Here is a 22,904-nt window from a genome sequence, read left to right as displayed (position 1 = left end):
ATATTTTGCGCTGAACTTGTCGCAGATTGTTGCATATCTGGCAAGGGTGAATGTCCGAGTTCGGGGTTCAACTATTCCGGGCCGGGAGTAGACTTTTATCCATCCCCACTGGCAGTACGAAGCGGGATCGGTACTTCGTGCCATCTTCATCGCAGATGGCAACTTCTCCGCGCCGAGCACGGCAATAGAAGTCAATCGATCAGCTTGAATGCTCAAAAGGCAAACTCACATGAAACCATTACTGATTCTTGCATTGGTCGGTATGTCCTCGTTCGCCCTCGCCGATGAGGCCAGACCCGTCTCCAGCGAGCCCGTCGCCCAGCAGTACGACTACTCCATGAACCTGGACATCAAGCGGGTGATCAACCTGTCGACCATCCCCAACGTCTGTGAAGTGGTACCTGCGACCATGACCTACGAGGACCACCAGGGCCAGGTGCACACCATTCAGTACCGGGCCATGGGGGAGGGTTGTCAGCAGGGTTGATCGGACACTTGCCTGGTGTCGATGGCCCTTTCACCAGCCTGCTGGTGTCAGGGCTGTCAACCGTATTGCAGTTCAAGCGCCAGAAAAATCCTGAATGAATATCGAGGAAAAAGTGCTATCTTTGTTTGATAGCATTTTTCGATGAACACTCGATACCGCAAGATCCTCGACGCAATTTTCCGAACGCCGACCACGGCGTCGTTGGCTTTCTCCGAGATCGAGGCATTGGTACTCCATCTGGGCGGTGAGGTGCTGGAGCGGCAAGGCTCCAGAGTCAAACTGGTGCTTGGTGGCCAATTCTGGAGATGCCATCGGCCTCATCCAGGCAAGGAAGCCAAGCGGTATCAGATTGAAGAAGCCCGTGAATTCCTCATGCGGGCAGGAGTCAGGATATGAGTTGCATGCGCTACAAAGGCTACGCCGCCCGTATCGAGTACGACGCGCGTGACGATATTTTCGTCGGCCGAGTGCTTGGTATGCGTGACATCATCAGTTTTCACGCAAGCTCGGTGCCCGAGCTGCATGAGGCATTTCGCGGTGCGCTGGAAGACTACCTGGCCGATTGTGCTGAGCAGGGCATTGCGCCGGAAAAACCTGCTTCGGGCAAAGTAATGTTGCGTATTCGGCCCGAAGTTCATGCCGCCGCGAGTGTTGCTGCCCGTGCTGCCGGCAAAAGCCTCAACCAGTGGGCTGATGAGGTCTTTGAGCAAGCCGCAATGGCCTGAGCCAGCCTGCTTTTCGCTATTTCTCGCAGGTATTCTGCCGTCACCGTGCAGAATTGTTTCCCCTGCCTGTCGATTCCTCCAGTTCCCGTTCGACCATAGGTGAAAGCACGCCGCACCGCGTGCCCAATCACCCATGACCTGTCGGAGGAACCCCCGATGAGCACCGCAGCCGAAACCGAGATCCGCCAATTGATCGAGCGCTGGATGCAGGCCGTGCGCGACCGCGACATCCCCAACATCATCGCTCCCTATGCCGACGACATCGTCGCCTTCGATGCCATCCAGGCCCTGCAGTTCAAAGGCAAGGCAACCTACCAGGCGCACTGGGAAATGTGCATGGGCATGTGCCCCGGCCCGATGGTTTTCGAGTTCGCCGAACTTACCGTGCATGCCGCTGGCGACCTGGCCCTGGCCCACTGGCTGAACCGCTGTGGCCCTGCGGACAATGAAAGCCAGTGCGGCTTCATGCGCGCCACCGTGGGCTATCGTCGTCAAGGTGGCCAGTGGCAGGTCATCCACGAGCACTGGTCGGCGCCGTTCGACATGGAAACCCAGAAAGCCCTGTTCGATCTCAAGCCCTGAGCCGTTATCGCCAAACGCACTTTGCCAAAGCCCTGGAGGCGACCATGAAATACCTGTGCCTGGTCTATTGTGACGAGGGGCTGCTGCACAGCCTGCCCGACAGCCCGGAAGACGCCGAATGCATGGCGTATGCCGAATCCATTCAAGGCTCCGGGCGAATGCTGGCGGCCGAGGCGCTGAAGCCGGTGCAGACCGCCACCACAGTGCGCATGCGCAACGGGCACATGAGCCTGACCGATGGCCCGTTCGCCGAGACCAAGGAGCAACTGGCGGGCTTCTACCTGGTGGAAGCCCGCGACCTGAACGAGGCGCTGAACATCGCCAAGGGCATCCCCGCCGCGCGGGTCGGCAGTGTCGAGGTGCGGCCGGTGCGCGAACTGCAACCCTGACAGCAATGGAGACCTACCAGCATGAGCCTTGCCCACCCCGCGCAAGCGCAACACGAGTTGTCCATCAGCCGCCTGATCGACGCGCCACCGGCCAAGGTGTTCCGCGCCTGGACCGATCCCCAGTGGCTGATGCAGTGGTGGGGGCCGCACGGCATGACCACCCCGGAGTGCGAGATGCAGTTGTGGATCGGTGGCCTGTTCCGCACCCTGATGCGGGCGCCGGATGGCAGCGAGTACCCGAACCAGGGCGTGTTCCTGGAAATCGCCGCGCCTCGGCGGCTGGTGTTCACCGATGCCTTCGGCCCAGGCTGGGTGCCTTCGGACAAGGCTTTCATGACTGCCGTGATCAGTTTTGACGAGGAGCAGGGCAAAACCCGTTACACCGCCAGCGCCTGGCACTGGAACGCCGCCGATTGCCGCGCCCATGAGGAAATGGGCTTTCACCAGGGCTGGGGAGAAAGCCTGGACCGCCTGGTGGAGGTGGTGACCCAGCGGATGCCCGACTGATGACGGCACTGGCGCAAGTGCGTGCTGAGGTCGAGGCGGTCTACCGGAGCGAGTCACGGCGCATCCTGGCGACGCTGATCCGCCTGCTGGGTGATTTCGACCTGGCCGAGGAGGCCATGCACGACGCCTTCTTCATCGCCGTCGAGCGCTGGCAGCGCGACGGTATTCCCGATAACCCGCGGGCGTGGCTGGTCTCCACCGGCCGCTTCAAGGCCATCGATGCGCTGCGCCGGCGCGCCCGTTTCGACCGTTCCCAGGCGGACCTGAGCATGCAGCTCGACGGCCACGCGCAGGACCCAAGCGAAGAAGAGCTGTTGGCCGACGACCGTCTGCGGCTGATCTTCACCTGCTGCCACCCGGCGTTGTCCGCCGATGCCCAGGTACCGCTGACCCTGCGTGAAGTCTGCGACCTGACCACCGAGCAGATCGCTCGCGCTTTCCTGCAGAGCCCGGCCACCATCGCCCAGCGTATCGTGCGTGCCAAGGCCAAGATCCGTGATGCGGGCATCCCTTATCAGGTGCCGGAGCTCAGCGAACTGCCCGAGCGCCTGGAGAGCGTGCTGCGGGTGATCTACCTGGTGTTCAACGAGGGCTATTCGGCGTCGTCAGGCGAGGCGCTGTTGCAGCAGGAACTGAGCGATGAAGCCATTCGCCTGGCGCGGCTGCTGGTGCAATTGTTGCCCGACCCGGAGGCGGTCGGCCTGCTGGCCCTGATGTTGCTGCAGGCATCCCGGCAGCGGGCGCGTACCGATGGCCAGGGCAACCTGGTATTGCTCGAGCAGCAGGACCGTAGCCTGTGGGACCGGCGACGCATTGACGAAGGTTGCGAGCTGGTGCGCCAGGCCCTGCAAAGCCGCGCGTTCGGTGCGTATACCGTGCAGGCGGCGATAGCGGCGGTGCATGCCGAAGCGGCGACGGCGGAAGAGACCGACTGGGTGGAAATTGTCGGGCTGTATGACGTGCTCCAGCGGCATTGGCCGTCGGCGGTGGTGGAACTGAACAGGGCTGTTGCGTTGGCCAAGCGGGATGGGCCGGAGGTTGGCCTGCGGGAAGTCGACGGTATTCTGGCGAGGGGGGAGTTGCTGGACTATCATCTGGCACATGCGACGCGGGGCGAGCTGCATTACCAGCTGGGGCATATTGAAGAGGCCCGTGCGGCCTGGCGGCAGGCGCTGGCGCTGACCCGGCAGGAGCCGGAGCGCAGGCATATCGAGCGGCGGTTGCAGGCGATCGAATGATGTTGGCTGCGCCGGCCTCTTCGCGGGTAAACCCGCTCCCACAGGATTGCGTCACGGCTTGATGCTGTGAGGTCCATGTGGGAGCGGGTTTACCCGCGAAAGGGCCGGTACTGCCTGCATCAATCTTCAGCTAGCCACAAAATTCGGCGGCGACACCAGCTCGACGGTCTGCTGCTTGCGCGGTGCAAGGATCTCGGCCTCACCGGCAACCACCAGCTCATCATTCTGGTTGTACACATTGGTGGCGATGCGCACCTTGAACTTGGGCAGCTTCTCCAGGATTTCCAGGCGCACGGTCAGGGTATCGCCAATTTTCACCGGCTTCTGGAAGCTCATCTGCTGGCCCAGGTAGATAGTGCCAGGGCCAGGCAGGGTGCAGGCCACTGCAGCACTGATCAGCGCGCCGCTGAACATGCCGTGGGCAATGCGCTCGCGGAACATGCTCTTGGCAGCGAACTCGGCGTCCAGGTGTACCGGGTTGTGGTCACCGGACATCGCGGCGAACAACTGGATGTCGCGTTCTTCGACGGACTTCTTGTACTCGGCCTTGTCGCCGACTTCGAGGGCTTCGTAAGGCGTGTTGGTGACCTGGGACATCGGGGCTTCCTTAAGCGGTAGGCGAGGGCGGCTATCATTCACTGCGCACAGGGCGGCCTAGGGCCAGTGCCTGTTCGAGCCAGCCGAGGATATCGGCGGTGACCTCGTCACGGTTGGTTTCGTTGAGTACTTCGTGCCGCGCCTCAGGATAGACGCGCAGCTGTACATGTCGATTGCCGGTCGCGCGCAGGGCGTCGGCCAGAAGGGTGAGACGCTTGCCGGCACTGACCGGATCACATTCACCACCGATTACCAGCAGTGGCAGGTTCGGATCGATCTGCGCGAGGTTACTCGGCTGGCTGATCTGCGCCAAGCCTTGCAGCAGGTCGAGCCACAATTGATTGCTGCAGCGAAAGCCGCACAACGGGTCGTTGACGTACAGGTCGACCTGCGCCGGGTCGCGGCTGAGCCAGTCGAACGCCGTGCGGTTGGGCTTGAAAGCCTTGTTGAACGAGCCGAACGACAACCACTCTATCAACGCGCTCTTGCCCAGCGGCCCCTGGCGCCAGGCCTCCAGCCGGGCAATCAGCCGCGCCACGCGGTACAGCGCCGCCGGCTGGTAGTTGGAGCCGCTGAGGATCGCCCCCTGCAGGCTGCCACTGTGGTGCAGCAGGTAGGCCTGGGCGATGTAGCTGCCCATGCTGTGGCCGAACAGGAACAGCGGCGTGCCCGGGTATTGCTGGCCGATGTGCTGGGCCAGCAGCCCGAGGTCGTTGACTACGGCATTCCAGCCATGATGGCGGGCGAACAGGCCGAGGCTGCCCAGTTCGGCGGTGCGCCCATGGCCGCGCTGGTCGGCGGCGAACAGGGCGAAGCCGGCCTCGCTCAGGGCATGGCCCAGGTGCTGGTAGCGCCCGGCATGCTCGGCCATGCCGTGGGCCAGCAGGACCACGGCTTTTACCGGTTTGGCCGGCAACCATTGGTGCACATACAGGCTGCAGTGCTCGCTGGCGGGCAACCAGAAGGCGTCGTGAGGCATGGTGGGTCCTTGTGCGCACAGGTTCCCGAACAGTGTATGCACAACCGACCGGATTGCAGGAAGGGCACAAATAAGATTCACAATGTTAATGGCGGCACTTGGCGTATATGCCGCCTTGGGCTTACCTGCTAACGTCGGGTCAACGCCTTTTCGCTTTCGGGCGGGCAGGTGAAAGGACTACAGGACTCGCAGCAGTCCAGGCAGAGGAACAATAATAAATGCAAGCCGACTTCTGGAATGACAAGCGCCCGGCGGGCGTGCCCTCCACCATCGACATCAATGCCTACACCTCGGTCGTCGAGGTGTTCGAGCGCTCCTGCAAACGTTTCGCCGACCGCCCGGCCTTCAGCAACCTGGGCGTGACCCTGACCTACGCAGAGCTGGAGCGCCAATCGGCGGCCTTCGCCGCCTGGCTGCAGCAGCACACCGACCTCAAGCCGGGCGACCGCATCGCGGTGCAGATGCCCAACGTGCTGCAATACCCCATCGCCGTGTTCGGTGCCCTGCGCGCAGGCCTGATCGTGGTCAACACCAACCCGCTGTATACCGAGCGCGAGATGCGCCACCAGTTCAAGGACAGCGGCGCGCGTGCGCTGGTGTACCTGAACATGTTCGGCAAGCGCGTGCAGGAGGTGTTGCCCGATACCGGCATCGAGTACCTGATCGAGGCCAGGATGGGCGACCTGCTGCCCACCGCCAAGGGCTGGCTGGTCAACACCGTGGTCGACAAAGTGAAGAAGATGGTCCCGGCCTATCAGCTGCCCCAGGCGGTGTCGTTCAAGCAGGTACTGCGTCAGGGCCGCGAGCTGTCGCACAAGCCGGTGCCGCTCAGCCTGGACGACACTGCCGTGCTGCAATACACCGGTGGCACCACCGGCCTGGCCAAGGGCGCCATGCTCACCCACGGCAACCTGGTGGCCAACATGCTGCAGGTGCTGGCCTGCTTCTCGCAGCACGGGCCGGACGGGCAGAAGCTGATCAAGGACGGCCAGGAGGTGATGATCGCGCCGCTGCCGCTTTACCATATCTATGCCTTTACCGCGAACTGCATGTGCATGATGGTCACCGGCAACCACAACGTGCTGATCACCAACCCGCGGGATATCTCCGGCTTCATCAAGGAGCTGGGCAAATGGCGTTTCTCCGCCTTGCTGGGCCTGAACACGCTATTCGTCGCACTGATGGACCACCCGGGCTTCCGCCAGCTCGACTTTTCGGCGCTGAAGGTCACCAACTCTGGCGGCACCGCGCTGGTCAAGGCTACGGCCGAGCGCTGGGAGGCGCTTACCGGTTGCCGCATCGTCGAAGGCTACGGCCTGACCGAAACCTCGCCGGTGGCCAGCACCAACCCCTATGGCCAGCTGGCGCGCCTGGGCACGGTGGGTATCCCGGTGGCGGGCACCGCCTTCAAGGTGATCGACGATGACGGCAACGAGCTACCGCTGGGCGAGCGGGGCGAGCTGTGCATCAAGGGCCCGCAGGTGATGAAAGGCTACTGGCAGCAGCCCGAGGCCACGGCCCAGGCCCTGGATGCGGAGGGCTGGTTCAAGACCGGCGACATCGCAGTGATCGACCCGGACGGCTTTACCCGCATCGTCGACCGCAAGAAGGACATGATCATCGTCTCGGGTTTCAACGTGTACCCCAACGAGATCGAGGATGTAGTGATGGGGCACCCCAAGGTTGCCAACTGTGCGGCCATCGGCGTGCCGGACGAGCGTTCCGGCGAGGCGGTCAAGTTGTTCGTGGTACCGCGTGAGGGCGGGCTGAGCGTGGATGAGCTGAAGGCCTACTGCAAGGCCAACTTCACCGGCTACAAGGTGCCCAAGCACATCGTGCTGCGTGAGTCGTTGCCAATGACGCCGGTGGGCAAGATCCTGCGGCGGGAGCTGCGCGACATAGCTTGAGACCGAGTTGGATTCTTCGCGGGTGAACCCGCTCCCACAGGGGCTTGCAGTTCTCAAGGCCTGTGCAGTACCTGTGTGGGAGCGGGTTCACCCGCGAATGCTTTCAAACCGCTCTAACAGGCTATTTACAGCCCGATCTGCGACATTTTGGATAAATACTCTAAAAATGACCTGTATTGTTCATTGAGTCATTTTTGTGACCGTGAGGCCTGTTTTGGCCTCTAGGCGACCCCTGGCAAAGCTGTTACTCTCGGCCCGCTTTCAGATGATCCGGTTTGCAATGAGCCGTCATCACATATCAATAATAAGCGCATCGACGCGTGAATCGAACTTCGCTGTTGCTGAAGGAGTGGGCTTCCATGATCGAACATTTTTGGAAGGATAAGTACCCAGCCGGGATTACGGCGGAAATCAATCCTGACGAATTCCCCAATATCCAGGCGGTACTCAAGCAATCCTGCCAACGCTTTGCCGACAAACCGGCCTTTAGCAACCTGGGCAAGACTATCACTTATGGCGAGCTGTATGCGCTGTCGGGGGCGTTTGCCGCCTGGCTGCAGCAGCATACCGACCTCAAGCCAGGTGACCGCATTGCCGTGCAACTGCCTAACGTATTGCAATACCCGGTGGCGGTATTCGGTGCCATGCGTGCCGGGCTGATCGTGGTCAATACCAACCCGCTGTACACCGCACGGGAAATGGAACATCAGTTCAACGACTCGGGCGCCAAGGCGCTGGTGTGCCTGGCCAACATGGCCCACCTGGCCGAGAAGGTGGTGCCCAAGACTCAGGTCAGGCATGTCATCGTCACCGAAGTGGCCGACCTGCTGCCGCCGCTCAAGCGCCTGCTGATCAACAGCGTGATCAAGTACGTGAAGAAGATGGTGCCGGCCTACAACCTGCCGCAGGCCGTGCGCTTCAACGACGCGCTGGCGTTGGGCAAGGGCCAGCCGGTGACCGAGGCCAACCCACAGGCCAATGACGTGGCGGTGCTGCAATACACCGGTGGCACCACCGGCGTGGCCAAGGGCGCGATGCTGACCCACCGCAACCTGGTGGCCAACATGCTGCAGTGCCGGGCGCTGATGGGCTCCAACCTGCACGAAGGCTGCGAAATCCTCATCACGCCGCTGCCGCTGTACCACATCTATGCCTTTACCTTCCATTGCATGGCGATGATGCTGATCGGCAACCACAACGTGCTGATCAGCAACCCGCGTGACCTGCCGGCCATGGTCAAGGAGCTGGGCAAGTGGAAGTTCAGTGGCTTCGTCGGCCTCAATACCTTGTTCGTTGCCTTGTGCAACAACGAGGCGTTCCGGGCCCTGGACTTCTCGGCGCTGAAGATCACCCTGTCCGGCGGCATGGCCCTGCAGCTGAGCGTGGCCGAGCGCTGGAAGGCCGTGACCGGTTGCGCCATCTGCGAAGGCTATGGCATGACCGAGACCAGCCCGGTGGCCGCGGTGAACCCGTCGGAGGCCAACCAGGTTGGCACTATCGGTATTCCGGTACCCTCGACCCTGTGCAAGGTGATCGACGACGCCGGCAACGAACTGCCGCTGGGCGAAGTTGGTGAGCTGTGCATCAAGGGCCCTCAGGTGATGAAGGGCTACTGGCAGCGCGAGGATGCCACTGCGGAGATCCTCGACAGCAATGGCTGGCTGAAGACCGGTGACATCGCGGTGATCCAGGCGGATGGCTACATGCGCATTGTCGACCGCAAGAAGGACATGATCCTGGTCTCGGGCTTCAACGTGTACCCCAACGAGCTGGAAGATGTGCTGGCGGCCCTGCCAGGCGTGCTGCAGTGCGCGGCCATCGGCGTACCGGACGAGAAGTCCGGTGAAGTGATCAAGGTGTTCATCGTGGTCAAGCCGGGCATGACCGTGACCAAGGAGCAGGTGATGGAGCACATGCGTGCCAACGTCACCGGCTACAAGGTCCCGCGCCAGATCGAGTTCCGCGACGCGTTGCCGACCACCAACGTTGGCAAGATCCTGCGCCGTGAGCTGCGCGATGAAGAGCTGAAGAAGCAGGGCTTGAAGAAGATCGCCTGATCTTCTGAATTACCGGCCTCTTCGCGGGTGAACCCGCTCCCACAGGTTCTGTGCAACTCTCAAGGGTTACGCAATACCTGTGGGAGCGGGTTCACCCGCGAAGAGGCCGGCAAAATCAGCGCAATTTCTCGAGCATCTGGTAGTACCACATCCCCGCCGCCAGCAGCGGATTCCCCAGCAAGTCCCCCATCGGCACCCGCACATGCTTGCACTGGGCAAAGGTGTCGAACTTCTCCAGCGTCCCGGTCAACGCCTCGGCCATGATCTCGCCCATGATGTGGCTGGTGGCAATCCCGTGCCCCGAATAACCCTGGCAATACCACACGTTCTCCGACAGCTTGCCCAGCTGCGGGATGCGGTTGACCACGATGCCCATGGCGCAGCTCCACTGGAACTCGATCGGCACCCCTTTCAATGCCGGGAAGGTGCGCTCGATGCACGGGCGCAGTTCGCCTTCGATATCCCGTGAATCACGGCCGGAATAGTTGGCGCCACCGCCGAACAGCAGGCGCTTGTCGGCGGTCAGGCGGTAGTAGTCGAGCACGAAGCGGCAGTCGTATACCGCCAGGTCCTGCGGGTTGATCTGGTCGGCCAGCTCCCCCAGCGGTGCGGTGGTGACGATGCCGCCCATGGCCGGGAATATCTTGCCCTTGAGCTGGCGCTTTTCCAGTTTGTGGTACACATCGCCGGCCAGCATCACCTGGCGCGCCTCGACCCGCCCGTGCGCGGTGACCACCGCCGGGCGCGGGCCGTGGACGATCTCCAGCACTTCGGAGTTCTCGAAAATCAGCGCCCCCAGGCCATGGGCAGCACGGGCCTCGCCCAGGCACAGGTTGAGCGGGTGCAGGTGCAGGTTGCGCAGGTTCTTCAGCGCGCCCAGGTACAACGGGCTTTGCAGGTGTTCGGCCATGCCGGCGCGGTCCAGCAGTTGCACCTGCTCGCCCATGCCCCGGCGCCGGGCTTCGGCCTCGAAGGCGCGCAGCTCGTCCATGTGCGAGGGTTTCATTGCCGCATGCAGGTGGCCGCGCTTGAGGTCGCAGTCGATGCCGTAGCGCGCCACGCGCTGCTCGATCACCTGGTGCCCGCGCCAGCGCAGGTGCCAGATGAAGTCATCGACCTCGGCACCCAGGCGGTTGCGCATCTGCGAGCGCATGGCTTCGTCGCCCGAGAGGCTGCCGGTGACCTGGCCGCCGTTGCGCCCGCTGGCACCCCAGCCGATGCGGTTGGTTTCGACGATGGCCACCTTGAGGCCACGCTCGGCCAGTTCCACCGCCGTGGCTACGCCGGTGAAGCCGCCGCCGATGATCGCCACATCCACCTGCACCGTGCCCTTGAGCTGTGGGTACTCGGTGTGGTCGTTGAGGGTGGCGCTGTAGTAGGACGGCGCGCGCTGCGCCGGGCCCTTGTTCAATGCTGCATTCATGGTGGTTCCTTGTAATCTGGGGGGCTCAGGCCTGGTGCAGGTACCAGCGCCAGTCCTGCTCGCTGACTTCGGCCATGAACTGGCGGTACTCGGCGCGCTTGACCTTCAGGTACACGCCAAGGAAGTCCTCGCCCAGTGCTTCGCGAGCCCAGCTTGAGTGCTGCAGGGCGTCGAGTGCAGTCAGCCAGTCGGTGGGCAGGTGTTCGGTGGCCTGGGCATAGCCGTTGCCTTCCACCGGTGCCCCCGGGTCCAGCTGTTCGCGGATGCCCCGGTGGCTGGCGGCAAGGATCGCCGCAGCGGCGAGGTAGGGGTTGGCGTCGGCGCCGCAGATGCGGTGTTCCACATGCCGGCTGTTGGCCGGGCCGCCTGGTATGCGCAGGCTCACGGTACGGTTGTCGACGCCCCAGGTTGGCGCTAGCGGGGCATAGCTGTTGGCCTGGAAGCGGCGGAACGAGTTGGCGTTGGGGCAGAACAGCAGCAGCGAGTCGCGCAGGTGGCGCAGCATGCCGGCCACGGCCTGGCGCAGCAGCGGGGTGCCGGCCTTGTCTTCACTGGCGAACAGGTTGTTGCCGGCGCTGTCGGCCAGGCTCAGGTGCATGTGCATGCCGGTACCGGCCAGTTGCGCGAACGGCTTGGCCATGAAGCAGGCCTGCATGCCATGGGCGTGGGCAATACCCTTGACCAGGCGTTTGTAGCGCACGGCCTGGTCCATCGCCTGCAGGGCGTCGCCGTGCTCAAGGGTGATTTCCACCTGGCCGGGGGCGTATTCCGAAATCGCCGTGCGGGCCGGGATGCCCTGGGCCTTGCAGGCGGCGTAGAGGTCGGCGAGGAACGGCTCGATCTGCTCCAGTTCGCGCAGGCCATACACCTGGGTGGTGCGTGGGCGGCCGCCGTCGTTGTCCAGTGCCGGTTGCGGGCGGCCCTGGGCATCAGGTTTCTGGTCGAGCAGGTAGAACTCCAGCTCGCACGCCATCACCGGATGGTAGCCGTCGGCCTTCAACGCCTCGATGGTACGCAGCAGCACGTGGCGCGGGTCGGCGATGCTGGCCGGCAGGCCCTCGTTCGGGTGCATGCTCACCTGCACTGCGGCGGTCGGCACCCGGCGCCAGGGCAGGCGCACCAGGCTGCCTTCAAGCGGGTAGGCGCGGCAGTCGATATCGCCCACGTCCCATACCAGGCCGGAGTTTTCCACGTCGTCGCCGTTCAGGGTCAGGCCGAGAATGGTGCTGGGCAGCGGTCGGCCGGTCTGGTACACGGCTAGCAGTTCCTCGCGGTGCAGCAGCTTGCCGCGCGGTACGCCGTTGGCGTCGAGGATGAACAGTTCGAACAGCTCGATATCGGGGTTGTCGGCCAGAAAACGGCTGGCCTGCTCTACGGGTGCAAAGTGCATGTTGGATTCGCTCGCGGGTGCACGGGCCACCGCGCATGCAGGCGGCCTGGCTGAGTCAAACGGCCAGACGACGGCCGGGTTTGGTCACAAAGGCGAGAGCGGGAAATCCGGTGGGCGTGCGTGACGGCAGTGCCACAGGGCCCAGAAGGCGAGGATGATGTGGACCAGCGGATTTTCACCGGCACGGCGCCTGGCCTTCGCTTGCGAAGGGCGGGACGACGGTGGGGCGATGGGCTGGACGGGAGTCATGCCTTTGATACTCACATGCGGCGTAAGGTTGATTAAAGCAGTGAATGGCAACCTTTACATCGCATTTGGCTAAACATATGTGCTGTTGCAACTGGCCTCTTCGCGGGTGAACCCGCTCCCACAGGATCGCATCGAGGCTGAGAGCTGTGGGGTACCTGTGGGAGCGGGTTTACCCGCGAAGAGGCCGGCACAGGCAGCAGAAACCCGGCAAATCTGCGACAATCGCGCATCCTTCGAATGCCGATCATGAAAAAGCAGGCCCACCTGCATCACTAAAAAGCCCCATGACTGACCACGCCATCGACAAACTGCTGCAAAACCTCGACCACGCCATGATCGCCGACCGCCATCGCCTGCGCCGGCAATTGCACGAACTGCGCAAGCGCCCCGACGAGGCCAAGCTGGCGCAGTGGGTGGAAAAGGTCCAGGCGTCCTGTGCCCAGGTCACTGCGCGCCAGCAGAGCGTGCCGAGCGTGCGCTACGACGACAGCCTGCCGATCGCTGCCAAGCGTGACGAAATCAAGAAGGCCCTGGCCGAGCACCAGGTGCTGGTGATCGCCGGCGAAACCGGCTCTGGCAAGACCACCCAGTTGCCGAAGATCTGCCTGGAACTGGGCCGTGGCAGCCATGGCCTGATCGCCCACACCCAGCCCCGCCGGATCGCCGCGCGCAGTGTTGCCGCGCGGGTTGCCGAAGAGCTGGGTACGCCCCTGGGCGGGCTGGTCGGCTACCAGGTGCGCTTCGAGGACCAGAGCGACGCCAACACCCTGGTCAAGCTGATGACCGACGGCATCCTGCTGGCCGAAACCCAGCACGACCGCTTCCTCGAGCGCTACGACACGATCATCGTCGACGAAGCCCACGAACGCAGCCTGAACATCGACTTCCTGCTCGGCTACCTGAAGACCCTGCTGCACCGTCGCCCGGACCTGAAACTGATCATCACCTCGGCGACCATCGACCTTGAGCGTTTCTCCCAACACTTCGACGGTGCGCCGATCATCGAGGTGTCCGGGCGTACCTTCCCGGTTGAAACCTGGTACCGCCCGCTGACCAGCGAGCAGGACGAGGAGGGCAACCAGATCGAGGACGACCTCACCGTCGATCAGGCCATTGTCGCGACCCTGGACGAACTGGCGCAGCACGAGCGCAGCGAGGGCAAGGGCCCCGGCGATGTGCTGATCTTCCTGCCGGGTGAGCGCGAGATCCGCGATGCCGCCGAGATCCTGCGCAAGGCGCAACTGCGCCACACCGAGATCCTGCCGCTGTACGCGCGCCTGTCGCCGGCCGAGCAGCAGCGCATCTTCCAGCCGCACACCGGGCGCCGTGTGGTACTGGCCACCAACGTCGCGGAAACCTCGCTGACCGTGCCCGGCATTCGCTATGTGATCGACACCGGTACCGCGCGCATCAGCCGCTACAGTTACCGCGCCAAGGTCCAGCGCCTGCCCATCGAGGCGGTGTCGCAGGCCAGCGCAAACCAGCGTAAGGGCCGCTGCGGCCGGGTCGAGCCGGGCATTTGCGTGCGCCTGTACAGCGAAGAGGATTTCAACAGCCGGCCGGCGTTCACCGACCCGGAAATCCTGCGCACCAACCTGGCGGCAGTGATCCTGCAGATGCTGCACCTGCGCCTGGGCGCAATCGACGCCTTCCCGTTCATCGAGCCGCCGGATGGCAAGGCCATCAGCGACGGTTTCAACCTGTTGCAGGAGCTGTCGGCGGTCAACCGCGAGAACCAGCTGACGCCGATCGGTCGCCAGCTGGCGCGCCTGCCGATCGACCCGCGGCTGGGCCGCATGCTGCTCGAAGGCGCCCGCCTGGGCAGCCTGCAGGAAGTGCTGATCGTCACCAGTGCGCTGTCGGTGCAGGACCCGCGCGAACGCCCGCCGGAGCGCCAGCAGGCCGCTGACCAGGCACACGCGCAATGGAAGGATGTGGATTCCGACTTCGCCGCGCTGGTCAACCTGTGGCGTGGCTTCGAGGAGCAGCGTCAGGCGCTGACCGCCAACCCGCTGCGCAACTGGTGCCGCAAGAACTTCCTGAACTACCTGCGCCTGCGCGAATGGCGCGATGCCCATCGCCAGCTTGCGCTGATCTGCCGTGACCTGCAGTTGACGGTGAACAAAGAACCGTGCGACTACCAGAAGATGCACAAGGCCATTCTCAGTGGTCTGCTCAGCCAGATCGGCCAGAAGACCGAAGAAGGCGACTACCAGGGGGCGCGGCAGCGGCGCTTCTGGGTACACCCGTCGTCTGGCCTGGGGCGCAAGCGCCCGCAGTGGGTGATGGCCGCCGAACTGGTCGAGACCACCAAGCTGTACGCACGCATGGTGGCCAAGATCGAACCGGACTGGATCGAACCGCTGGCCGGCCACCTGGTCAAGAAGAACCACTTCGAGCCGCACTGGGAGAAGAAGCGCGGGCAAGTGGTGGCCTATGAACAGATCACCCTGTACGGCCTGATCCTGGTTGGTCGCCGCCCGGTGCATTTCGGCCCGATCGACCCGGTCACCTCACGCGAGCTGTTCATCCGCGAAGGCCTGGTGGGTGGCGAAATCCAGTCGCGGGCCAAGTGCCTGGCGGCCAACAAGCGACTGCTGGAAACCCTCGACGAACTCGAAGCCAAGGCCCGTCGGCGCGACATCCTGGCTGACGAAGAAACGCTGTACGCCTTCTACGAAGCGCGCCTGCCAGCGGAAATCCACCAGACCGCGACCTTCGACGCCTGGTACCGCATGGGCAGCCAGAAGGACGCCAACCTGCTGATCATGCGCGAGGAAGACGTTCTGGCGCGTGAGGCCAGCGAAGTGACCGCTGCGCAGTACCCCGACAGCCTGCAAGTGGGTGAATTGCGCCTGCCGCTGAGCTACCACTTCGAGCCCGGCCACCCGCGTGACGGCGTGACCGTGCGGGTGCCAGCGCCGCTGTTGCCGAGCCTGCCGGGCGAGCGCCTGGAGTGGCTGGTGCCAGGCCTGTTGGAAGCCAAGTGCGTGGCGCTGGTGCGCAACCTGCCCAAGGCCTTGCGCAAGAACTTCGTGCCGGTGCCGGACTTCGTCAAGGCCTCGCTGGCGCGCATGACCTTCGGCCAGGGCGCATTGCCGCAGGCCCTGGGGCAGGAGCTGCTGCGCATGACCGGTGCCCGTGTGCCCGATGAGGCCTGGGACGAGTCGGTCAACCTGGTCGAAGGCCACCTGCGCATGAACATCGAAGTGGTCGATGGCCAGGGCAAGTTCCTCGGTGAAGGCCGCGACCTGGCCGAGCTGACCGCGCGCTTTGCCGCCGCCAGCCAGGCAGCGCTGGCCGTGCCGCGTGACGCCAAGAGCGAGCAGCCGGTGCAGGCCAAGGCCTTCAGCGAGGTCAAGCAGACCGCGCAGCAGAAGATCGCCGGCCTGTCGATGACCGTGTACCCGGCGCTGGTGGAAGAGGGCGGCACCGTGCGCGAAGGGCGCTTCTCGACCCAGGCCGAAGCCGAGTTCCAGCACCGCCGCGCCTTGCAGCGCCTGTTGCTGCAGCAGCTGGCCGAGCCGGCCAAGTACCTGCGCGGCAAGCTGCCAGGGCTTACCGAACTGGGCCTGCTGTACCGTGAAATGGGCCGGGTCGAGGCGCTGGTCGAGGATATTCTGCTGGCCAGCCTGGACAGCTGCATCCTTGAAGGCGAACAGCCGTTGCCACGTGATGGTGCGGCCCTGGCTGGCCTGGCCGAACGCAAGCGCGGCAGCTGGGCCGAGCATGCCGAGCGCCTGGCACGGCAGACGTTGGAAGTGCTGAAGCTGTGGCATGGGCTGCAGAAGCGCTTCAAGGGCAAGATCGACCTGAGCCAGGCGGTGGCGTTGAACGATATCAAGCAACAGCTCGGCAACCTGGTGTACCCGGGCTTCGTCCGCGAAACCCCGGGGAGCTGGTTCAAGGAGCTGCCGCGTTACCTCAAGGCGGTGGAGCTGCGCCTGGAGAAGCTGGGTTCGCAGGTGCAGAAGGACCGGGTGTGGAGTGGTGAACTGGCCAACCTGTGGGCGCAGTACAAGGCCCGTGCCGACAAGCATGCTCAGGAAGGCAAGCGTGATGAGCAGCTGACCCTGTATCGCTGGTGGCTGGAGGAATACCGGGTTTCGCTGTTTGCCCAGCAGTTGGGGACCAAGGTGCCGATTTCCGACAAGCGATTGAGCAAGCAATGGAGCCAGGTGGAGGGCTAAACTTCCACAGTTGTGGCAATATTGATGCAATTTGGGGCTGCTTGGCGGCCCTTCGCGGGTACCACAGTGTTCTCAGGAGCAACGCGATCCCTGTGGGAGCGGGCGTGCCCGCGAACGAGGGCGCAGCCCTCGCCCTTAAATTGGCACTAAAGTGCCATTAACCTGTCATGTTTCCCAGCCAGCGCCCCGTGGCGATGGCCTTTGACCAGAGGAACGACCGTGCATAACGTCGTGATCAGCGGCACCGGCCTGTACACCCCGGCCCAGAGCATTTCCAACGAAGAACTGGTGGCTTCCTTCAACGCCTGGTCGCAGCAGTTCAACCAGGACAACGCTGCTGCCATCGAGCGCGCTGAAGTCGAAGCAGCGCCGCTGTCCGACGCGGCGTTCATCGAAAAGGCCTCGGGCATCAAGAGCCGCTTCGTCATGGACAAGGCTGGCATCCTCGACCCGCAGCGCATGAAGCCACGCCTGCCAGAGCGCTCCAACGACGAGCCGTCGGTGCTTTGCGAAATGGCCGTGGCTGCCGCCCGCCAGGCCCTGGAGCGCGCCGGTCGCACCGCCGCCGATGTCGATGGGGTGATCGTCGCCTGCTCCAACCTGCAGCGCCCGTACCCGGCCATTGCCATCGAAGTGCAGCAGGCGCTGGGCATCCAGGGCTTTGCCTTCGACATGAACGTGGCCTGCTCGTCGGCCACTTTCGGCATCCAGACCGCCGCCAACAGCGTGGCCCTGGGCCAGGCGCGTGCGGTGCTGATGGTCAACCCGGAGGTGTGCACCGGCCACCTGAACTTCCGTGACCGCGACAGCCATTTCATCTTTGGCGATGCTGCCACTGCGGTATTGCTCGAACGTGCCGACAAGGCCACTTCGGCGCACCAGTTCGACATCGTCAGCAGCAAGTTGTGGACCGAGTTCTCCAACAACATCCGCAACAACTTCGGCTTCCTCAACCGCGCGGCGGAAGAGGGCGAGGGTGCAGCGGACAAGCTGTTCATCCAGGAAGGCCGCAAGGTGTTCCGCGAAGTGTGCCCGAAGGTGGCCGAACTGATCGGTGAGCACCTGCAGGAAAACGGGCTGCAGCCCAGCGATGTGAAACGCTTCTGGCTGCACCAGGCCAACCTCAGCATGAACCACCTGATCGTCAAGAAGTTGCTGGGACGTGAAGTGGCCGAGGAGGATGCACCGGTGATTCTCGACCGTTACGCCAACACCAGTTCGGCGGGTTCGGTGATTGCCTTCCACCTGTACCAGGACGACCTGCCCAAGGGCTCGCTGGGGGTGTTGAGCTCGTTTGGTGCGGGGTATTCGATTGGTAGCGTGATTCTGCGCAAGCGCTGATTTATCTGGCGCCTGTACCGGCCTCTTCGCGGGCTTGCCCGCTCCCACAGGGACACCACAGCATTCGAAACTGTGATATCCCCTGTGGGAGCGGGTTTACCCGCGAAGAGGCCGGCGCATTTCTGCCAGGCAAAAAAAGCGGGAAACGCCGGATGGGGTCGGCATTTCCCGCTTCAGGTGACGCAGCGCAGGGTATCGCTTAGAACTTGGCTTCCAGGTCTACCTGCAGGGTATCTACATCGGCATCGCTGTTGGGCAATTGCGACAGATCGGTCTTGGCCATCAGGTAGGCCGCGCCCAGGGAGAAGTTCTTGTCGATTTCATAGCCGACCTTGAACTTGTGCCCGCGCGAACCGGTAAAGCCGTTGCCAAAGTCGGAGTCGGTGAACAGGCTGACCACCGCGTTACGCTGCACGTCGCGGTAGTTGTAGTCCAGGCTCCAGGCGCCGACCTTGGTTTTCAGGCCCGCCAGCCAGGCCTGGTCTTCGCCATCGGTGCTTTCGGTGTTCTTCACGTACTGGCCATACGCAGACAGCGGGATGGCAAAGCCGGTGAAGTCCAGCTGGCCGAAGCCTTCCACCAGGTTGAACTCGTTGGTGGTGTTGCCGAACGACTGCAGAATGGTTGCTTCCTTGTCGTTGTCGTAGCCATAGATACTGGCACCGACGGTCAGCTTGAGCACATCTGCCGGTGCGAACTTGGCGCCCAGCTGGCCGTGATAGACCTGTGCGTCATGCTTGTATTGCACACCGTCGCCATCGACGTTGTCCTTGAGGGTGTACTGACCGGCGCTGGCGAACACTTCGGCCCCGCCCAGGTCGGTCTTGTAGGTGGCTGCCACGCCTTCCGGGTTGATGTCGCTGTCCCAGATGATGTCGCCCATGCTCACCCATGGCTGCGCCATCTTGCCGCCAATCAGGTGCAGGTTGGGAACGGCGGTCGGGTGCCAGTCGAGGTAGGCCTGGTCGACCCACAGCGACTTCTTGTCGAAGTAGTTGTCGAAGCTCTGGTTGGTCGAGCGGCGGTCGGCGCTGCTGCCAGTGGCGATACGGATGCCGGCGTCGACCTGCGGGTTGATTTCGCTGTAGAAGCCGACACGGGCACGCACGCGCTGGCGGTCCTGGTTGCCGCTGCTGCTGTTCGGGTCGTCGACGTTGACGTCTTCGTAACGCAGGCGCACATCACCCTTGACCTGGGTCTTGGCGGCCCATGCCACTTTCTGTTCAAAGGAGCTCATCCGGTCGGACTGAGCTTTCTGAGCGGCCTTTTCCTTGGTTTCTTGAGCCAGGTCCGCCTGCAGTTCGTTGTACTGCGCCTGGTTGATCGAGCCGTTGGCGCGGAGCATTTCGAGCAGCTTGGCGTCGACAGCTGCACTGGCCGGAGTACTCAGAGCCAGCATCATGCCGGTGAGGCTCACTCCGGTAAGTGTAGAAACAAGACGCATAAGGTTCTCCCTGTTGAATAAGATGGGGGAGGCTCAAACGCCCGCCCCTGTATTGGCATGTCTTCGGAAAGGGCCTGAATAGACAGGTTCTGGGGTTCCGGAAAACAGGCGCAAGTATTGCGGGGGCGAGTGACAGATTAATGTCGAATTAGTGGCACTGCTGTTAAGTAATTGAGAATGAAAGGATCTGTCCCGGCTATCGTGATTTGAGTGGCGGGCCTTCCTTGGGGATACTGGGTACCTTGAAACAGCGAGCCAGAACCGTGACCAGCCTGTACAGCCTTGCCCATTTGCGTGATCTTCCGGCGGCCACCTGGGATGCCCTGGTGCCGGCCGGCCAACCGTTCCTGCGCCATGCGTTTCTCAGCGCCATGGAGGATAGCGGCAGCGTCGCGCGCAACACCGGCTGGGCTGCCGAGCACCTGGTGCTGGAGCGTGACGGGCAGGTACGGGCGCTGCTGCCGGCGTACCGCAAATGGCACTCGTTTGGCGAATACGTGTTCGACCATGGCTGGGCCGATGCCTGTGAGCGGGCCGGCATTGCCTACTACCCCAAGCTGCTCGGTGCCGTGCCGTTCAGCCCGGTCAGCGGCCCGCGCCTGCTCGCCGCCGACCCAGCCGATGGCCTGCTGGTGCTGCAGGCGTTGCCGGAGTACCTGGGCAAGGGCGGGCTGTCTGGCGCGCACATCAATTTCACTGACCCGGCGCTGGACGAACAGCTCGCTGGCCAGCCAGGCTGGATGGAGCGCCTGGGCTGCCAGTTCCATTGGCGCAATCACGGCTACCGCGACTTCCAGGACTTCCTCGACAGCCTCAGTTCACGCAAGCGCAAGCAAATGCGCAAGGAACGTGAACAGGTAGCCGGGCAGGGCATCGATTTTCGTTGGTACCGCGGGGCTGAGCTGGACCAGGCGCAGTGGGATTTCGTCTACCGCTGCTACGCCAACACCTATGCGGTGCGCCGCCGTGCGCCCTACCTGACCCGCGAATTCTTCAGCCTGCTGGCCGAGCGCATGCCCGAGGCGCTACGCGTGGTGATGGCGCGCCAGGGCGGGCGTGATGTGGCCATGGCCTTGAGCCTGGTGGGTGGCGACAGCCTGTTCGGTCGTTACTGGGGTTGCCTGGATGAATTCGACCGGCTGCATTTCGAGACCTGTTTCTACCAGGGCATGGACTTTGCCATTGCCGAGGGTTTGCAGCGTTTCGATGCCGGGGCGCAGGGCGAGCACAAGTTGATTCGCGGGTTCGAGCCGGTGCTGACGCGGTCATGGCACTACCTGCTGCACCCGGGGCTGCGGCGGGCGGTGGAGGATTTTCTGGTGCAGGAGCGGGACGGGGTGCGGGCGTATGCCGAGGAGGCCAGGGGGATGCTGCCCTATCGCCGGGACTGAGGGGTTTGGGTTGCCTTTGCCGGCCTCTTCGCGGGTAAACCCGCTCCCACAGGGATCGCACAAACTTCACGGCCTATGCAGTACCTGTGGGAGCGGGCAAGCCCGCGAAGAGGCCGGCACAGGAAATCAGTCCACTCCGACAAACCCCCCGGTCTGGTGATGCCACAACCGGGCATACAAGCCTTGCTGCTCCAGCAGCTCAGTGTGGCTGCCACTTTCGACAATCCGCCCCTTGTCCAGCACCACCAGCCGGTCCATCCGCGCAATGGTGGAAAGCCGGTGGGCAATGGCGATGACCGTCTTGCCCTGCATCAGCGTCTCCAGGCTTTCCTGGATCGCGGCTTCCACCTCCGAGTCCAGCGCCGAAGTGGCCTCGTCCATGATCAGGATCGGTGCATTCTTCAGCAGCACCCGGGCAATGGCGATGCGCTGGCGCTGGCCACCCGACAGCTTGACCCCGCGCTCCCCCACATGGGCATCGAAACCGGTGCGTCCCTGGGCGTCCGACAGCTGCGGGATGAACTCGTCGGCGCGGGCCCGGCGCACCGCTTCATGTAGCTCCGCCTCGCTGGCACCGGGGCGACCATACAGCAGGTTGTCGCGGATAGAGCGGTGCAGCAGCGAGGTGTCCTGGGTGATCATGCCGATCTGCGCGCGCAGGCTGGCCTGGCTCACTTCGGCAATGTCCTGGCCGTCGATGAGAATGCGCCCACCCTGCACGTCATACAGCCTTAGCAGCAGGTTGACCAGGGTCGACTTGCCTGCCCCGGACGGGCCGATCAGGCCAATCTTCTCGCCCGGGCGGATGTCCAGATTGAGCCCTTCGATCACGTTGGCCGCCTTGCCGTAATGAAAGTCCACGTCATCGAAACGCACCGCACCGCGGCTGACCTTGAGCGCCGGCGCGTTGGGCCGGTCGGTGACGGTGACCGGTTGGGCGATGGTCTGCAGGCCGTCCTGGACCATGCCGATGTTTTCGAAGATGCCGTTGACCACCCACATGATCCAGCCCGACATGTTGACGATGCGGATCACCAGGCCGGTGGCCAGGGCGATGGCGCCCACAGTGATCAGCGACTGGCTCCACAGCCACAGCGCGAGGCCTGTGGTGGTGACCACCAGCAGGCCGTTGAGGGTGGTGATCACCACATCCATGCTGGTGACCACGCGTGCGGCCAGCTGGGTCTTCTCGGTCTGTTCGCTGATCGCTTCGCGGGCGTATTGCTGTTCGTAGTCGGTGTGGGCGAACAGCTTGAGCGTGGCGATGTTGGTGTAGCCGTCGACGATACGGCCCATCAGCTTGGAGCGGGCATCGGAGGAAATCACCGAACGCTCCTTCACCCTGGGGACGAAATAGAACAGCGCGGCAATGTAGCCGGCGATCCATAGCAACAGCGGCAGCATCAGGCGCCAGTCGGCCTCGGCAAACAGCACCAGCGAGGTAATGGCATAGATCAGTACATGCCACAGCGCATCCACCGCCTGCACGGCGGAGTCGCGCAGCGAGTTGCCGGTCTGCATGATGCGCTGGGCGATGCGCCCGGCAAAGTCGCTCTGGAAGAAATTCAGGCTCTGCTTGAGCACATAGGTGTGGTTCTGCCAGCGGATCAGGCTGGTCATGCCGGGGTTGATGGTCTGGTGCACCAGCAGGTCGTGCAGGCCGAAGAACACCGGCCGCAGCAGCAGGACCACCACCAGCATCCAGATCAGCTCGCCGCTGTGTTCGCTGAAGAAACTGGCATTGGGGGTGCCCTGGGCCAGGTCGATGATGCGGCTGAGGTAGCTGAACATCGCCACCTCGATCAGCGAGGCGACCAGGCCGACCACCAGCAGGGCGAGAAAGCTGGGCCACACTTGGCGCAGGTAATACAGGTAGAACGGCCACACGGTGGTAGGTGGCGATTCAGTGGGTGCTTCGCGAAAGATATCGATCAGTTGTTCAAAACGGCGGTACAGCATGGGTAACGACACTCCTGTTCCATCCGGCCCTCAGGCGGTTTCACGTCCC

Annotated in this window: 18 protein-coding genes; 12 read left to right on the top strand and 6 right to left on the bottom strand. The window is 63.4% G+C overall.

Going from position 1 to position 22,904, the window contains the following annotated elements; genetic code table 11:
* The first annotated feature begins 229 nt into the window (after positions 1-229).
* The 7 genes from RIN61_RS04525 to RIN61_RS04495 all read left to right on the top strand — a co-directional run bounded on the left by RIN61_RS04525 (position 230) and on the right by RIN61_RS04495 (position 3,928).
* Complete coding sequence (locus tag RIN61_RS04525; RefSeq protein ID WP_004375752.1) at positions 230-487, top strand: DUF2790 domain-containing protein; 258 nt, start codon at positions 230-232, stop codon at positions 485-487.
* A 141-nt stretch (positions 488-628) separates the two neighbouring features.
* Positions 629-883, top strand: coding sequence for a type II toxin-antitoxin system HicA family toxin (locus RIN61_RS04520; protein WP_112253218.1), 255 nt, complete (start codon positions 629-631; stop codon positions 881-883).
* The gene (locus tag RIN61_RS04515) at positions 880-1,212 is read left to right on the top strand and encodes a type II toxin-antitoxin system HicB family antitoxin (RefSeq protein ID WP_112253217.1); all 333 of its coding nucleotides are present in this window, start codon (positions 880-882) and stop codon (positions 1,210-1,212) included. Before RIN61_RS04520 ends, RIN61_RS04515 begins: the two co-directional genes overlap by 4 nt.
* A gap of 156 nt (positions 1,213-1,368) precedes the next feature.
* Entirely contained in the window at positions 1,369-1,794 is a 426-nt protein-coding gene (locus RIN61_RS04510) for a YybH family protein (protein ID WP_189121308.1), read from the top strand.
* 44 nt (positions 1,795-1,838) lie between these two features.
* On the top strand, positions 1,839-2,183 hold the full coding sequence (locus RIN61_RS04505) for a YciI family protein (RefSeq protein ID WP_013973721.1): 345 nt from the start codon (positions 1,839-1,841) through the stop codon (positions 2,181-2,183).
* A gap of 21 nt (positions 2,184-2,204) precedes the next feature.
* On the top strand, positions 2,205-2,690 hold the full coding sequence (locus tag RIN61_RS04500; RefSeq protein ID WP_313855952.1) for an SRPBCC family protein: 486 nt from the start codon (positions 2,205-2,207) through the stop codon (positions 2,688-2,690).
* Entirely contained in the window at positions 2,690-3,928 is a 1,239-nt protein-coding gene (locus RIN61_RS04495; RefSeq protein ID WP_207876902.1) for an RNA polymerase sigma factor, read from the top strand. Before RIN61_RS04500 ends, RIN61_RS04495 begins: the two co-directional genes overlap by 1 nt.
* Positions 3,929-4,054: 126 nt before the next feature.
* On the opposite strand, the gene RIN61_RS04490 is transcribed toward RIN61_RS04495, so the two are convergent.
* Both RIN61_RS04490 and RIN61_RS04485 read right to left on the bottom strand, forming a co-directional pair.
* A complete protein-coding gene (locus RIN61_RS04490; RefSeq protein ID WP_112253214.1) occupies positions 4,055-4,525 on the bottom strand; it encodes a MaoC family dehydratase in 471 nt (156 codons plus the stop codon).
* Between the two features lie 34 nt (positions 4,526-4,559).
* Positions 4,560-5,504: an alpha/beta hydrolase gene (locus RIN61_RS04485; protein WP_112253213.1), complete on the bottom strand. Its 945-nt coding sequence runs from the start codon at positions 5,502-5,504 to the stop codon at positions 4,560-4,562.
* 218 nt (positions 5,505-5,722) lie between these two features.
* Here RIN61_RS04485 and fadD2 point away from each other — a divergent pair, with 218 nt between their 5' ends.
* Positions 5,723-7,411, top strand: coding sequence for a long-chain-fatty-acid--CoA ligase FadD2 (gene fadD2, locus RIN61_RS04480; protein ID WP_112253212.1), 1,689 nt, complete (start codon positions 5,723-5,725; stop codon positions 7,409-7,411).
* Positions 7,412-7,770: 359 nt separating this feature from the next.
* Positions 7,771-9,468 (top strand): long-chain-fatty-acid--CoA ligase FadD1, encoded by a 1,698-nt coding sequence (gene fadD1, locus RIN61_RS04475; RefSeq protein ID WP_112253211.1) that lies wholly within the window; start codon positions 7,771-7,773, stop codon positions 9,466-9,468.
* Between the two features lie 115 nt (positions 9,469-9,583).
* Here the strand turns inward: fadD1 and RIN61_RS04470 are convergent, their stop codons facing one another.
* Positions 9,584-10,891: an NAD(P)/FAD-dependent oxidoreductase gene (locus RIN61_RS04470; protein WP_313855948.1), complete on the bottom strand. Its 1,308-nt coding sequence runs from the start codon at positions 10,889-10,891 to the stop codon at positions 9,584-9,586.
* A gap of 25 nt (positions 10,892-10,916) precedes the next feature.
* Complete coding sequence (locus RIN61_RS04465; RefSeq protein ID WP_313855945.1) at positions 10,917-12,281, bottom strand: glutamine synthetase family protein; 1,365 nt, start codon at positions 12,279-12,281, stop codon at positions 10,917-10,919.
* A gap of 533 nt (positions 12,282-12,814) precedes the next feature.
* Here RIN61_RS04465 and hrpA point away from each other — a divergent pair.
* The gene (gene hrpA / locus RIN61_RS04460; protein ID WP_313855943.1) at positions 12,815-16,720 is read left to right on the top strand and encodes an ATP-dependent RNA helicase HrpA; all 3,906 of its coding nucleotides are present in this window, start codon (positions 12,815-12,817) and stop codon (positions 16,718-16,720) included.
* A 219-nt stretch (positions 16,721-16,939) separates the two neighbouring features.
* Positions 16,940-18,061 (top strand): beta-ketoacyl-ACP synthase III, encoded by a 1,122-nt coding sequence (locus tag RIN61_RS04455; RefSeq protein ID WP_215521073.1) that lies wholly within the window; start codon positions 16,940-16,942, stop codon positions 18,059-18,061.
* 199 nt (positions 18,062-18,260) lie between these two features.
* Here the strand turns inward: RIN61_RS04455 and RIN61_RS04450 are convergent, their stop codons facing one another.
* Positions 18,261-19,505, bottom strand: a complete 1,245-nt coding sequence (locus tag RIN61_RS04450; RefSeq protein ID WP_112253205.1) for a putative porin — start codon at positions 19,503-19,505, stop codon at positions 18,261-18,263.
* 263 nt (positions 19,506-19,768) lie between these two features.
* On the opposite strand from RIN61_RS04450, the gene RIN61_RS04445 reads away from it, so the two are divergent.
* Positions 19,769-20,896 (top strand): GNAT family N-acetyltransferase, encoded by a 1,128-nt coding sequence (locus tag RIN61_RS04445; RefSeq protein ID WP_112253204.1) that lies wholly within the window; start codon positions 19,769-19,771, stop codon positions 20,894-20,896.
* 126 nt (positions 20,897-21,022) lie between these two features.
* On the opposite strand, the gene RIN61_RS04440 is transcribed toward RIN61_RS04445, so the two are convergent.
* Positions 21,023-22,855 carry an ABC transporter ATP-binding protein gene (locus tag RIN61_RS04440; RefSeq protein WP_112253203.1) on the bottom strand — a complete coding sequence of 611 codons (1,833 nt, stop codon included), beginning with the start codon at positions 22,853-22,855 and terminating at the stop codon, positions 21,023-21,025.
* Positions 22,856-22,904 lie beyond the last annotated feature (49 nt).

The sequence above is a fragment of the Pseudomonas inefficax genome, assembly GCF_032164165.1.
Taxonomy (GTDB): Bacteria; Pseudomonadota; Gammaproteobacteria; order Pseudomonadales; family Pseudomonadaceae; genus Aquipseudomonas; species Aquipseudomonas inefficax.
The sequence above is the reverse complement of the archived record's forward strand: the minus strand, read 5'-3'. Positions and strand labels throughout refer to the sequence as shown.